This window comes from Flavimobilis sp. BM9, from assembly GCF_058313055.1.
This window is the reverse complement of the sequence record NZ_JBZEMO010000004.1, coordinates 274,193-287,912: the sequence shown is the minus strand read 5'-3', so window position 1 is coordinate 287,912 and position 13,720 is coordinate 274,193. Positions and strand designations below refer to the sequence as shown.

Here is a 13,720-nt window from a genome sequence, read left to right as displayed (position 1 = left end):
CTTGGAGGAGAGCTGTGGAGTTCGACGTCACGATCGAGATCCCCAAGGGGCAGCGCAACAAGTACGAGGTCGACCACCACACCGGCCGCATCCGCCTCGACCGCATGCTGTTCACGTCTACCCGTTACCCGGACGACTACGGCTTCATCGAGGGGACCCTCGGCGAGGACGGGGACCCGCTCGACGCGCTCGTGCTCCTCGAGGAGCCCACGTTCCCCGGCTGCCTGATCCGCTGCCGCGCGCTCGGCATGTTCCGCATGCGCGACGAGGCGGGGGGCGACGACAAGGTCCTGTGCGTGCCGACGGGTGACCAGCGCGCCGCGTGGCGCCAGGACATCGACGACGTCTCGGACTACCACCGTCTCGAGATCCAGCACTTCTTCGAGGTCTACAAGGACCTCGAGCCTGGCAAGTCCGTCGAGGGCGCCCACTGGGTCGGTCGCGACGAGGCCGAGGCTGAGATCGAGCGGTCGCGCCAGCGAGCGATCGACTCCGGCTACACGCACTGACCTTCCGGGCTGCGCCCCGCACGACAGATCGCCCGTCCGCACACGTCTGGTGTGCGGACGGGCGATCTGTCGTTCAGGGGTGCGAGTCCTGCCGGGGTCTGCGGTTCAGGGACGCCCGGCGTAGGCCATGGTTCCGGCATAGCGGACCGGGGTCACCCGGAGCGGGACACCGGGGCGCGCGGCCTCGACCATCATCCCGCCGCCCGCGTACATCGCGACGTGGTGGATGGTGGCGGGGTTCGACGTGTCGGTCGCCCAGAAGATCAGGTCGCCGGGACGCATCTGGGCGTAGGTGATCTTCTTGACGTACTGGTACTGCGAGCGCGAGGTGCGCGTGATCCCCACGCCCTGGCTCGCCCACGCGGTCATCGTCAGCCCAGAGCAGTCGTACGCGTCGGGACCTGTCGAGCCCCAGCCGTAGGGGAGCCCCACGCGCTTCTTCGCCCACTTGACGGCGGCGGCACCCTGAGCAGCCGTGCCGACGGACCGGCCGGTGCCGAGGTCAGAGCTTGCCGGGGGCGGCGTGGGCGACTGCGTGGGCGCCTGGGTCGGTGCCTGCGTGGGCGCCTGGGTCGGCGCCTGCGTCGGTGCCTGCGTCGGGCTCTGCGTCGGGGTCTTGGTCGGGGTCTTGGTCGGCTTCTTCGTCGGCGCCTTGGTCGGGGTCGACGTGGGCGCCTTCGTCGGCGTGGCCGTCGGGGTCTTCGTGGGCGTCTTCGTCGGAGCCTGCTCGGGCTCGCGCTCGCGCTCACGCTTGGCGGCCGCCTCCTCGCGCTGCTTGCGATCCGCGTCGAGGGCGTCCTGGCGTTCCTTCTCGAGCGTGGTCGTCGTGTTGCGTGCTGCGGCGAGGCTCGCGATGAGGGCGCTGCGACGCGACTCTCCCTCGACGAGCGCAGCGTCGGCCTCTTCCTGCTTCTGCTGCGCCGTGCGGTAGGCGGTGTCGGCCTTCGACGCGGCTCGCGTCGCGGTGGCGAGCGACTCGTCGGCCTGCTGCTGGAGGTTCTTGGCGACGAGCGAGTCGGCGCGGTACTGCTGCACCGCGGTGTCCGCGACCGAGCCGACGACGCCGAGCGAGCTGGTGCGCTCGATGACCTCGGTGATGCCGTCCGCTGAGAGGACCGCCTCGAGGTTCTTGATGGCGCCGCCGGAGCGGTACTGCTCGAGCGCGACGCCGACGAGGATCTTGCGGGACGCCTCCATGCGCTCGAGCGCGGTCGAGAGCCGCGCTGTTGCGGCGTCGGCCTGCTTCTGCGCGGACTCGAGCTCGACGGTGGCCGTGAGGTACTCCTCGCCGGCGGTCGCGGCGGCGTCCACGGCGGCCTGCGCGGTGGAGCCGAGCGTCGCGAGCTCGACCTCCATCTGCGCGACGGTGCCCGCGAGGGCGTCCTCGTCCTGGCGTGCCTTGTTCACGTCGTCTGACGACGGCGGCGTGGGGTCGGCGATCGCCGGCACGGCCGCCCCCAGGCTCAGCAGCAGCGCTGAGGAGGCCAGGACGGCGGCGCCGCGCACCCGACGGGTGCGCTTGCGGGCGGGACGAAGCATGGACGACCTCCAGGACGTGAGCAGCTCGAGGCTATCTGCCCCACGGCCCGTTGGGAACACCCGCCCCAGGAATCACTTCAGTCACAGGTGTCACAGCAGCCACACCAGCCACTTTTGTCACATCGCGTCCGGCCCGTCGGGGGACCCGTCTCACCATTGACCAGATTGTGAGACACCAGTATCGCCGACCGATCGACCGCCCCTAGAGTCAGCCGCATGAGCCGTCGAATGTGTAGCTGACCAGCCGCACATCCGCATGCCCGGACAGCCGGACGGACGTCGTCGCCGACGCTCCCCGTCCCGCCACCGTGGCGACGCGCAGGTGCGGACCACGCCCCCTCCCTCACGAGCGGCGGAAACCCACCTGGCTCTCAGCTCCCGACGCGCCGAGCCCAGGCCGCCGCTCCGCAGGAACCGCCACAACAGTCCCAGGAGCCACTCATGAGCAACCCCGCCAGCTGGTCGTTCGAGACCCGCCAGATCCACGCCGGCCAGACGCCCGACCCGACCACCGGCGCGCGCGCCCTCCCGATCTACCAGACGACCTCGTTCGTCTTCCCCGACGCCGACACCGCAGCCGCACGGTTCGCGCTCGCCGACCTCGGCCCCATCTACACCCGCATCGGCAACCCGACCCAGGGCGCCGTCGAGGACCGCATCGCCTCGCTCGAGGGCGGCGTCGCCGCACTCCTCGTCTCGTCCGGCCAGGCGGCGGCGCACCTCGCGATCCTCAACATCGCCGAGGCCGGCGACCACGTCGTCGCGAGCCCCTCGCTCTACGGCGGCACGTACAACCTGCTGCACTACACGCTCAGGAAGATCGGCATCGAGACGACGTTCGTCTCCGACCCGCACGACGCGCAGGCGTGGCGCGACGCGGTCCGCCCCAACACGAAGCTCTTCTTCGCCGAGACGATCCCGAACCCGCGCGCCGACGTCCTCGACATCGAGACCGTCGCGAACGTCGCCCACGAGGCCGGCGTGCCGCTCGTCGTCGACAACACGGTCGCGACCCCCTACCTGCTCAACCCGCTGCGGTGGGGCGCGGACGTCGTCGTCCACTCCGCGACGAAGTTCCTCGGCGGCCACGGCACCGCGATCGGCGGGGTCATCGTCGACGGCGGCTCCTTCGACTACGCACAGCACCCCGAGCGCTTCCCGAACTACAACACCCCGGACGAGAGCTACCACGGCCTCGTCTACGCGCGCGACCTCGGCGTCGGCAGCCAGTTCGGTGCGAACCTCTCGTTCATCCTCAAGGCCCGCGTCCAGCTCCTGCGCGACCTCGGGGCCGCGATCAGCCCGTTCAACGCGTTCCTCATCGCACAGGGCATCGAGACGCTCTCCCTCCGTCTTGAGCGCCACGTCGAGAACGCGACCAAGGTCGCGGAGTACCTGGAGGCGCGCGACGATGTCCGCAAGGTCCACTACGCCGGTCTGCCTTCGAGCGAATGGCACGCGAACGCGCAGAAGTACCTCCCGCGCGGCGCCGGCGCGGTGCTCGCCTTCGAGCTCGACGGCGGCGCCGAAGCCGGCAAGGCGTTCGTCGACGGCCTGAGCCTGCACTCCAACCTCGCCAACATCGGCGACGTCCGCTCGCTCGTCATCCACCCGGCGTCGACGACGCACTCGCAGCTCACGCCCGAGCAGCAGGCCTTGTCGGGCGTCACGCCCGGCCTCGTCCGCCTGAGCGTCGGCCTCGAGAACATCGTCGACATCCTCGCGGACCTCGACGCCGGGTTCACGGCGGCCAAGGCCGCGATCGAGCAGGGCGCCTGATGTGTCCCGGTGCGGCGCCGGGCGCCGCCGTCTCCACCCCTTCAGCCCCGCGTCCAGACTCCGGACGCGACGGCCACAGCGTGGACACGCCGTGCCCCGGCGCCGCACCGGCCCTAGATTCCCGTGACATGAGGACCGACGACGCATCGGCGCGCCCCGGGCCCCGCCCGTCCGTGCGCCGAGGAGCACCCGCCTTCGCGGGCGCCCCCCAGCGCCTCGCCGCGTTCCCGCCCCGCACCCCGCTCCCGACCGCGCCCGTGCCCGCGACCGGCGCCTGGCGCCCCGGCGACGACCCGGGCCGCCGCCAGCTCGTCGACGTCGGCGACCTCGACCTCGAGTCCGGCCAGGTCCTCCCCGGCGTCACCGTCGCCTACGAGACGTGGGGCGAGCTCGACGCCGACGCCTCCAACGCCGTCCTCGTCCTGCACGCCCTCACCGGCGACTCGCACGTGACCGGCCCCGCAGGCCCCGGACACCCGAGCGCAGGCTGGTGGCAGGACATGATCGGCCCCGGCGCGCCGATCGACACCGACACGTACTTCGTCGTCGCCCCCAACGTCGTCGGCGGGTGCCAGGGCTCGACCGGTCCCGCGTCCGACGCACCCGACGGCCGCCCGTGGGGCAGCCGCTTCCCCGACGTCACCGTCCGTGACCAGGTCGCCGCTGAGATCCGGCTCGCCCAGAGCCTGGGCATCCGGTCGTGGCGCTTCGTCGTCGGCGCGTCCATGGGCGGGCTCCGCGTCCTCGAGTGGGCGCTGCTCGGACCTGAGCAGGGCGTCGACGTCGCCGCGATCGGCGTCATCGCCTCCGGCGCACAGACGACCGGCGACCAGATCGCCTGGGCCCACCCGCAGATCGCCGCGATCCTCGCTGATCCAGGCTTCCGCGGCGGCGACTACTACGACGCGCCCGACGGCGACGGCCCGCACGTCGGCCTCGGCATCGCGCGGCAGATCGCCCACGCCACGTACCGCAGCGCCGCAGAGCTCGACCAGCGCTTCGGCCGCATCCCCCAGGGCGGGGAGGACCCGCTGCGCGGCGGTCGCTATGCCGTGCAGTCGTACCTCGACCATCACGCTCACAAGCTCGCCCTGCGGTTCGACGCGAACAGCTACCTCGCGCTCACGCAGTCGATGCTCACGCACGACCTCGGCCGCGACCGCGGCGGCGTCGAGCACGCGCTCTCGCTCGTCACGGCCCGCGCGCTCGTCGTCGCCGTCGACTCCGACCGGCTGTTCCTCCCCGCCGACTGTGCTCGCCTCGCCCGGCACCTGCCCGGTGCAGGCCCGCTGCGGACGCTGCGCTCGGAGCACGGCCACGACGGGTTCCTCATCGAGTTCGACCAGCTCGGCCCGATCGTCACCGAGTTCCTCGCGACCGAGGCCGTCCGCGGTCGCTGAGCGCCCCGGGTGCACGGCCGAGCACGGCCACGACCGCCACCGCGAGCAGCACGCCACCACCGATCCACAGCCCCGGCGCGACCGCGCTGCGGAGGCTGTCCGCGAGCACCTCGCCACCGCGCGCAACGACGAGACCAGCGAGGCCGTCCGGATCGTCCAGCTCGCGCTGCAGGACAGCCGGGACCGTCCCCGCGAGCGCCCGTGCCACCGCGGTCGCCACGACGAGCCCCGCACCGATGACCGCACCGACGAGGCCGCGTCGTCGTGACGCGGTGACCGCCCCCGCCCCAGCGAGAGCCACGACGCACCAGCCCCACACGCGCACCGCACCCGCCCACCGGTATGCCGTCCGGGCCTGCGCGACCTCCTCCCGGTCGAGCACGACGACCGTCAGGTCGACGCGGCGGAGCACGTCCGGGACCGGCAGCCGCTCGGCCTCGAGGCGCGCCGCGACCTGGTCGGCCACCGCACCGAGGTCGAGCAGCACCTCGCCCGACGCCGACACCCCGGCCACGCCCGTACCTCCCGCCGACGCGGGCGCGTCCGTCGTCAGGACCCACCGCAGCCCCTCGTGCATCCGTCGGTTCGCGCCGTCCCAGGTCGCCGACGCGGCGTCCGACACGAGCGCGCGCTCGACGCCGTCGCGCACCGTCGCCCGCAGCAGCGAGGTCGACGCCGCCACGAGCGCCTCGCGGACCCGGTCGGCTTCCCCGGCAGGTCCCAGCGTCGCGTCGAGGGAGCGGCGCACGAGGGCGTCGACGTCGACCGCGCCCAGCAGCCTGTCGCTCACCTCGGCTGACGCGACCGACCGCAGCCCGGGGTCGTCGGCGATCCTCGCCATCGCCGACGCGTAGGCGTCCGGGTCGGTCACGACGCGGTGGGCCCAGCCCGCCGCGAGCGCGACGGGCACCCCGAGGACCGCCACGGTCACGAGGACCACGACGAGCGCGCGACGCACGACCGGGCTCGCTCCCATGTGCCCAACCTAGAGCCGTCCTCCTGCGCCGAGGTAGGGGTGCGCACGCGAGACAGGGGCCCCGAAGGCCCTACCTCGCGAGCAACCCCCTACCTCGCGAGCACGCCCCTACGTCGCAGCACCGGACGTGCGTGGGAGCCGATGGCAGGATTGGCGTCATGACCACGCCCCTCGCCGACGTCGCGGCCGCCCTCAACCGCCAGTGGGACCTCCTCGAGCGGTGGCTCGAGCCGCTCGGCGACGACCTGCTCGGCACCGCCGACCAGCCGAGCGCGCTGCCCGGCTGGACCAACGGCGAGCTGCTGGCCCACCTCGGCCGCGCGATGAGCGCCGTCACCGCCGCGATGCCGTGCCCTCCCGGCAGCCACCCGCTGAGCCTCGCCGAGTACCTCGGCACCTATCCGGGCCGCGCGCAGGAGATCACCGACACGACGAAGGACCTCGCGCACGAGATCGCCGCGACGCCGCAGGCGACCGTCCGCGAGATGGCGCACGACGCGCTCGAGCACCTCGTGGCGCTCGGCGACGACGGCGACCGCGTCGTCCAGGCCCGCCGCGCGCCGATCAAGCTGCGCGAGCTCGCCGTCTCCCGCCTCGTCGAGCTCGTCGTCCACGCCGACGACCTCGTGACGTCCCTGCACGGCACCGTCGACTCGACCGGCCCCGCCGACCCGCGCGACCCCGAGGCGACCCGCATCGTCGCGGACGAGCTCCTCAGGATCGTCGTCACGCGCGGCGGCTGGTCGCTCGAGGTCGTCGAGCCGCTGCTGTGGGTGCGTCTCGCGAGCGGCCGCCAGCCGTACGACGTCGACGCCCTCGCCCGCGCGCTGCGCACGGGCGACACCGCGACCGGCGTCCCCGACCTCGGCAGGATGCTCCCGCTGTTCTGAGCCGCGCCGCCCCTGGCGCGGCAGGACCGGGTCGGTATGTTAGGGACATGCTGGCTGCCTACGCTGCGTCGACGTCCCCCACCGATCCCCTCAGCGGCCTCGTCGTCGGGGAATGCCCCGCGCCCGAGGCGCGCGAGAACTGGACGGTCGTCGACGTCCGTGCCGCGTCCCTCAACCACCACGACCTGTGGTCGCTGCGCGGCGTCGGCCTGCCCGACGAGGCGCTGCCGATGATCCTGGGGACCGACGCGGCAGGCGTCACCCCCGACGGTCGCGAGGTCGTCGTCCACGGCGTCATCGGCGCCGACGGACACGGAGTCGGGCCGCGCGAGCGCCGCACGCTCCTCTCGGAGAAGTACCCCGGGACGCTCGCCGAGCAGGTCGCCGTCCCGACCGCCAACCTCCTCGACAAGCCCGCCACACTGTCCTTCGCCGAGGCCGCATGCCTCCCGACCGCCTGGCTCACCGCCTACTCCCTGCTCTTCCGCGCATCCGAGCTGCGCCCCGGAAGCAGCGTCCTCGTGCAGGGTGCAGGCGGCGGCGTCTCGTCGGCGGCGATCGCGCTCGGCGTCGCCGCCGGCCTCGAGGTCTTCGCGACGAGCCGCTCCGCCGAGAAGCGCGAACGCGCGGCCGCCCTCGGCGCGACCGCCGTCGAGCCCGGCGCCCGGCTCCCCCGCCGCGTCGACGCCGTCGTCGAGACCGTCGGTCGCGCGACGTGGGCGCACTCCGCCGCGAGCGTCCGCCCCGGCGGGACCATCGCCGTCGCCGGCGCGACGACGGGCGACGCCGACGCCGCCCAGCTCACCCGCATCTTCTTCCAGGAGATCCGCGTCCAGGGCGTGACCATGGGCAGCCGCGACGACCTCGCCGCGCTGCTCGCATTCCTCGGGACGCACGACCTGCGCCCCACGATCGCGCTCGAGGTGCCGCTCACCGACACGGCGCGCGGGATCGGGCTCATGGCCGAGGGCACCCACTTCGGCAAGGTCGTGGTCCTGCCGTGAGCCCGCGCCGCTACCCGCCCGGGTGGCGGCAGGACGTCCTCGGCCCCGACTTCCGGGCTCTCGACCTGGACCTGGCCGCCGACGACGAGGGCGACGTCGTCGCGACCCTCGTCCGGTTCGCGCCGGAGCCCGACCCGTACCCGCGCCCCGCACGCGCCGTGCTCTACCTGCACGGCTGGTCCGACTACTTCTTCCACACCGGGCTCGCCGCGTACTGGCACGCCCAGGGCGTCGCGTTCTACGCGCTCGACCTGCGCAAGTACGGTCGCTCGATGCGCGCGCACCAGACGCCCGGGTACGTCGAGGACCTCACGACGTACGACGAGGACATCGCCGCCGCGCTCGACGTCGTGCGCGCCGAGCTCGGGGCGCACGCGTCGCTGCTGCTCATGGCGCACTCGACCGGCGGCCTCACGGCTGCCCTGTGGGCGGACCGGCACCCGGGGATCGTCTCGGGGCTCGTCCTCAACTCCCCCTGGCTCGAGCTGCAGGGCTCCTCGGTCGCACGGACCGTCTCCGCACCCGCGATCGCTCAGCTCGCACGCTTCCAGCCGCGCACCGCCCTGCCGAACATCGACCCCGGCTTCTACTCCCGGACAGTCGACCGCGCCTCCGGCGGCGAGTGGGACACGGACCCTCGGTGGCGCCCGACGCCGTCGTTCCCCGTGCGGGCCGGATGGCTCAACGCGATCCTCGTCGGCCACGCCGCCGTCGCACGCGGGCTCAGGCTCGACATCCCCGTGCTGACGCTCCTGTCGGGACGCTCCGCGATCAGCCCTCGCTGGAGCGAGGACATGCGCGAGGCCGACGCCGTGCTCGACGTCGAGGCGATCGCGCGACGCGTGCCGAACCTCGGGAACGTCGTCACGCTCGTCCGCATCCCCGGCGGCATCCACGATCTCGCACTCTCACGCCCCGGCCCGCGGGCCGCGTTCTACGAGCAGATCACCCGGTGGGTCGTCGCGTACGGGTGGCAGTGAGCCCCCACCCCTGAGCCACGGAGCGGGCTGGTCAGCCCTGGGCGCGCAGGTCGCGCAGCGTCGGGCCAGTCTCCTCGCCGACGCGCCACGCACCCCAGCCGTCGACCGTGTGCTCGGCGTCCGACACGATCGTCGCGGCGACGTCCGGGGACATGAACCGGCGTCCGTCCGGCAGCTCGATCACGCCGTCCGGGTGGAGCGTCACCTCGAAGCGCTCGTTGCGCCGGTGCCGGACCCACAGGAGCGGCGTCGGCTCCTCGAGGCGGCCGGCGAGCTTCTTCAGCGCGGCGTCCCGCCACCCCTGCGGGATCGGCTGGCGCGGGCCGCGCGGCGGCGGCGTGGGCTCCGTGACCGAGCCGTACGACATAGCGGCGGCATAGCTGCGCGACGACTCGCGCAGCGCAGACAGGTCGTTCGGGTTCGTGTCGATCGACGTCTCCTCGACCGACGCGAGCCGCGCGCGCGACCGGGCGCCCGCGAACGCTGCAGGGTGCGTCGCCGCACCCGTCACGGACGGCGTGGGACCCGCGAGACGCGGAGTCGTCGACGATCCTGCGCCGGAGGCTCCGAGGGTGACCGTCCGCTTGGCGCGGGCGGTCGGTGAGACGACTGCGGCGGCCGATCCGCGCGGGTCGGCGACAGGACGAACGCCGACGGAGGGCGCGGGCGCCACCGGGGCGACCGGGTTCGGATCCACCTCGATCGCGGACCCGGGCGCGAGCGCCGGGACGGACGCGAGGGCCACGCCGGCGGGGACGTGAGCCATCGCAGCGGCGTAGCCGGCGGCGGCCGTCGCCTGGACGGCTGCGGCGGGCGCGACGGCGGCAGCGCCACCGCCGACCGGCATGCGCACGGGCGCAGGTGTGTCCGGGCCGGCGGGGGCCGACGCGGCGGGCGCGTGCGCGGTCCGGGCGGACGGCGACGAGACGGACGAGGCCGCCGACGGCATCGACTCCATGCCACGCGGGCCGCGGGCGCTGTCTCCGAGCGGCGACACGTCGACGTAGCGGCGCCCGTCGGGTGCGCGGACCACGCCGAGACGGAACACGTCGACCTGCATGCCGGGCTGGCGCAGGAAGTCCAGCGCGTCGACCGTCGTCAGCCCTGCCGACGCGCACACGAGCACGAGACGGACGCCGCCCGTGCGCACGTGCGGCTGCGTCGCGCCGAGCGACGGGACACGGGCGAGGAACATCGCGTGGTCGGTGCCGAAAGCCTCAGGCCCGTGGTCGTAGCCGGCGACGAGCTCGCCGCGCGACTGGCCGCCCGCGCGACCCGCGCGGCCGAGGGCCGCGACGAGCGCCGAGTCGTCGAGCATGCCGACGAGCTCGACGACCACGACCGCACCGTGCGCGTCGAGCGCTGTCAGGTAGGGGGCGTCCTCGTCGGGCAGCGCGTGGTGCACGGGCATGACGGGCTCGCCGAGGAGGGAGTCCAGGTGGTGCTCGACGACGCTGCGCGCCTCGGGCAGGAACGCGACGGGCGCAGGCTGCATCGACGGCACGGGAACGACCCGGTCCGACTCGATCTCATAGATGGGCAAGGCACTTCCCCCGAACTCAGCTCGAACGCCGTACGTGTCCCCCCAGACCGGTCGCTCGTGGTCATGCTACGAGGAAAGTCAACGCACGGGAAGGATGAAGCCGGGCCTCACAGGTGCTCGGCGAGCAGCTCCGCGAGCGCCTTGCCGTGCACGTCCGCGAGCCCGAGCGCCTGGGTGCGGCACGAGTAGCCGTCGGCGACGTACGTGTCGCCGTCGGCCATGTCCCGCAGGGCTGGGAGGAGCGAGTTCTCCGCGACCTGTACCGACACGTCGTAGTGGCCCTTCTGCATGCCGAAGTTGCCGGCGAGGCCGCAGCAGCCGGCGAGCGTCGTGATCGTCGCGCCCGCACCGCGCATGAGCGCCTCGTCCGCGGCGAAGCCCATGACGGAGTGCTGGTGGCAGTGCGGCTGCACGACGGCGGTCACGTCGGACAGGTCCGGCACCTGCCACACGGCGAGGTCGGGGCCGAGCGGCGCGGGCGCCGTGAGGAGCTCGGCGAGCGTGTGGGTCGCACGGGCGACGGCGTGGGCGCGCGGGTCGTCGGGCAGGAGCTCGAGCAGGTCGGAGCGCAGGACGCCGGTGCAGGACGGCTCGAGGCCGACGATCGGCACGCCGTTGACCGCGAACGGGCCGAGGACGCCGAGGAGGTTCTCGAGGCGCTTGCGGGCGCCGTCGAGCTGGCCGGTCGAGATCCAGGTGAGGCCGCAGCACGCCTCGTCCTCGGGGATGATCACGTCGTAGCCCGCGGCGACGAGCACCCTGACCGCTGCCTCGGGGACGCTCGGGGCGAGGGTGTCGCTGAAGGAGTCGGTCCACAGCACGACCTGCGTGCGAGAGCGCACGCCGGGAGTCTGCGGCTGGTCGCCCGCGACGCCCAGGACGCCCGTCGCGGGCCTCACCTCGCTCGACGGGGTCACGCCCAGCTCGGTGCGGCGGCGGCGCCAGGTCTTGCGGAACGGCTCGGTCGCGAAGCTGACCATCGTCCGGCGCGGGTCCATGCCGCCGAGCCTCATGACGGCCTTCGCGACCGGGCGCACACCGAGCACCGCGTTGGCGACCGACGCCAGGCCGGGGACGGCGGTGACGAGGCGCGTCCAGCGCGGCAGCCAGCCGAGCGCGTAGTGGTCGACGGGGCGGACGCGTCCCCGGTAGGTGCGGTACAGCGTCTCGGACTTGAACGCCGCCATGTCGACGCCGGCCGGGCAGTCGCGCGAGCACGCCTTGCAGGAGAGGCACAGGTCGAGCGCCGCGTGCACCTCGGGCGAGCGCCAGCCGCCGCGCACGAGGCGGCCGTTGACCATCTCCTGCAGGACGCGGGCGCGGCCCCTGGTCACGTCGGTCTCGTCCTTCGTGGCCTGGTACGACGGGCACATGAAGCCGCCCGACCCGGAGCTGTCCGCACGGCACTTGCCGACGCCCGTGCAGCGGTGCACGGCCTTCGTGAAGTCGCCGTCGTCGTGCGTGAAGGCGAAGCCCGTGCCCTTCTTCCCCGGCCGGTCGACCCGCACGGGCGCGGCCGCAGGACGGCGCAGGTCCGCGTCGATCGCCGCGGGCCGCACGATGATCCCCGGGTTGAGCAGGTCTGCCGGGTCGAGGAGCGCCTTGAACTCCTCGAACAGCCGGATCGCGTCCGGGCTGTACATGAGCGGCAGCAGCTCGCCGCGGGCGCGCCCGTCGCCGTGCTCGCCCGAGAGCGAGCCGCCGTGCGACGCGACGAGCGTCGCCGCGTCCGTGACGAAGCGTCGGAACACCGCGGCGTCGTGCTCGAGCGGGACGTCGAGGCGCACGTGCATGCACCCGTCGCCGAAGTGGCCGAACATCAGGCCCTCGACGTCGTACGACGACATGAGCGCCTCGAACTCCCGCAGGTACGTGCCGAGCCGCTCGGGCGGCACGGCCGCGTCCTCCCAGCCCGGCCACGCCTGGTTGCCCGACGGCGTGCGCCCACCGAGTCCGGCTCCGTCAGCCCGGATCTGCCACATGGCACGCGCGTCGGGGCCCGGGGGCAGGACGGTCTTCGCGTCCGTCGACGCCGCATCCGCGATCGCGTAGGCCTTGCCGAGCGCCTCCTCGACGTCCGCGCCCGTCACCTCGACCATGAGCCAGCCGCCGCCCGGCGGCAGCGGCGGGACGGCGCCGTCGCCCTTGTGGCGGCGCACGACCTCGACGAGTCGCGCGTCGAGCCCCTCGATCGCCAGCGGGTCGAGCGCGAGGAGCGCCGGGACGTCGTCGGCCGCCGTCGCCATGTCCGGGTAGCCGAGGCACACGAGTACGGGCGCCGCGGCCACCGGGTGCAGGCGGACGGTCGCGCCGAGGATCGTCGCGACCGTGCCTTCCGTGCCGACGAGCGCCTTCGCGAGGTCCGTGCCGTTCTCGGGGAGCAGGTGCTCGAGGCTGTAGCCCGAGACCTGCCGGCCGAATCGCCCGAGCTCGGTGCGGATGAGCGCCATGTTCGCGGTGACGAGGTCGCCGAGCCCGGGCACGACGTCGAGCGCGCCCTTCCCTGCGCCCGCCGTGAAGCGGCGTCCCAGACCGTCGACGACGTCGAGCTCGAGCGTGTTGTCGGCCGTGCGGCCGTAGGCGACCGCGTGCGGGCCGCACGCGTTGTTGCCGATCATGCCGCCGAGGGTCGCGCGGTTCTGCGTCGAGGGGTCAGGGCCGAAGCGCAGGCCGTGCGGTGCGGCGGCCGCCTGCAGGCTCGACATGACGACGCCCGGCTCGACGCGCGCGGTGCGCGCCTCGGGGTCGATCTCGTGGATCGTGCTGAGGTGCTTGGAGAAGTCGAGGACCACGCCCGGTCCGACGGCGTTGCCCGCGACCGACGTCCCCGCGCCGCGCGAGGTGATCGGCACGCCGGCCCCGCGGGCGACCTCGAGCGCCGCGAGCACGTCGTCCGTGGAGCGTGGGAAGACGACGACCTGCGGCGGGACCCGGTAGTTCGAGGCGTCGGTCGAGTACTGGGCCCGGCGCAGCGTCGAGCCGTCGACCTCACCCGAGACCGCGGAGCTCAGCGACGCGACGAGCGCGGAGCTGTCCACGTCGGCGAGAGGCTGGGGTGCTGGTGGGGTCGCGGGGGTCTCGAGGGTGCTGGCCACGCGAC

General features: G+C 73.8%; 10 protein-coding genes. 6 read left to right on the top strand and 4 right to left on the bottom strand.

Features of this window, described 5'->3' with window-relative positions; genetic code table 11:
• Positions 1-14 precede the first annotated feature (14 nt).
• Positions 15-509, top strand: a complete 495-nt coding sequence (locus AC4F3Q_RS09185) for an inorganic diphosphatase (RefSeq protein WP_168448124.1) — start codon at positions 15-17, stop codon at positions 507-509.
• 105 nt (positions 510-614) lie between these two features.
• Here the strand turns inward: AC4F3Q_RS09185 and AC4F3Q_RS09180 are convergent, their stop codons facing one another.
• Positions 615-2,048, bottom strand: a complete 1,434-nt coding sequence (locus AC4F3Q_RS09180) for a C40 family peptidase (protein WP_491039700.1) — start codon at positions 2,046-2,048, stop codon at positions 615-617.
• Positions 2,049-2,489: 441 nt separating this feature from the next.
• Between AC4F3Q_RS09180 and AC4F3Q_RS09175 the strand changes: the two genes are divergently transcribed.
• Entirely contained in the window at positions 2,490-3,827 is a 1,338-nt protein-coding gene (locus tag AC4F3Q_RS09175; RefSeq protein ID WP_491039699.1) for a bifunctional o-acetylhomoserine/o-acetylserine sulfhydrylase, read from the top strand.
• A 128-nt stretch (positions 3,828-3,955) separates the two neighbouring features.
• A complete protein-coding gene (metX, locus tag AC4F3Q_RS09170) occupies positions 3,956-5,227 on the top strand; it encodes a homoserine O-acetyltransferase MetX (RefSeq protein ID WP_286189609.1) in 1,272 nt (423 codons plus the stop codon).
• Here metX and AC4F3Q_RS09165 read toward each other — a convergent pair.
• The gene (locus AC4F3Q_RS09165) at positions 5,187-6,203 is read right to left on the bottom strand and encodes a hypothetical protein (protein WP_491039698.1); all 1,017 of its coding nucleotides are present in this window, start codon (positions 6,201-6,203) and stop codon (positions 5,187-5,189) included. The two genes, metX and AC4F3Q_RS09165, sit on opposite strands and share 41 nt — an antisense overlap.
• 158 nt (positions 6,204-6,361) lie before the next feature.
• On the opposite strand from AC4F3Q_RS09165, the gene AC4F3Q_RS09160 reads away from it, so the two are divergent.
• The 3 genes from AC4F3Q_RS09160 to AC4F3Q_RS09150 are packed head-to-tail and all read left to right on the top strand — an operon-like array spanning position 6,362 to position 9,077.
• Positions 6,362-7,093 (top strand): maleylpyruvate isomerase N-terminal domain-containing protein, encoded by a 732-nt coding sequence (locus tag AC4F3Q_RS09160; protein WP_491039697.1) that lies wholly within the window; start codon positions 6,362-6,364, stop codon positions 7,091-7,093.
• Positions 7,094-7,140: 47 nt separating this feature from the next.
• Positions 7,141-8,097, top strand: coding sequence for a zinc-binding dehydrogenase (locus tag AC4F3Q_RS09155; protein ID WP_491039696.1), 957 nt, complete (start codon positions 7,141-7,143; stop codon positions 8,095-8,097).
• Positions 8,094-9,077 (top strand): alpha/beta hydrolase, encoded by a 984-nt coding sequence (locus AC4F3Q_RS09150; protein ID WP_168448117.1) that lies wholly within the window; start codon positions 8,094-8,096, stop codon positions 9,075-9,077. Before AC4F3Q_RS09155 ends, AC4F3Q_RS09150 begins: the two co-directional genes overlap by 4 nt.
• A gap of 31 nt (positions 9,078-9,108) precedes the next feature.
• Here AC4F3Q_RS09150 and AC4F3Q_RS09145 read toward each other — a convergent pair whose 3' ends face one another.
• Both AC4F3Q_RS09145 and AC4F3Q_RS09140 read right to left on the bottom strand, forming a co-directional pair.
• Entirely contained in the window at positions 9,109-10,620 is a 1,512-nt protein-coding gene (locus AC4F3Q_RS09145) for a restriction system modified-DNA reader domain-containing protein (RefSeq protein ID WP_491039695.1), read from the bottom strand.
• A gap of 107 nt (positions 10,621-10,727) precedes the next feature.
• Positions 10,728-13,658 (bottom strand): FAD-binding and (Fe-S)-binding domain-containing protein, encoded by a 2,931-nt coding sequence (locus tag AC4F3Q_RS09140; protein ID WP_491039780.1) that lies wholly within the window; start codon positions 13,656-13,658, stop codon positions 10,728-10,730.
• Positions 13,659-13,720: the final 62 nt, after the last annotated feature.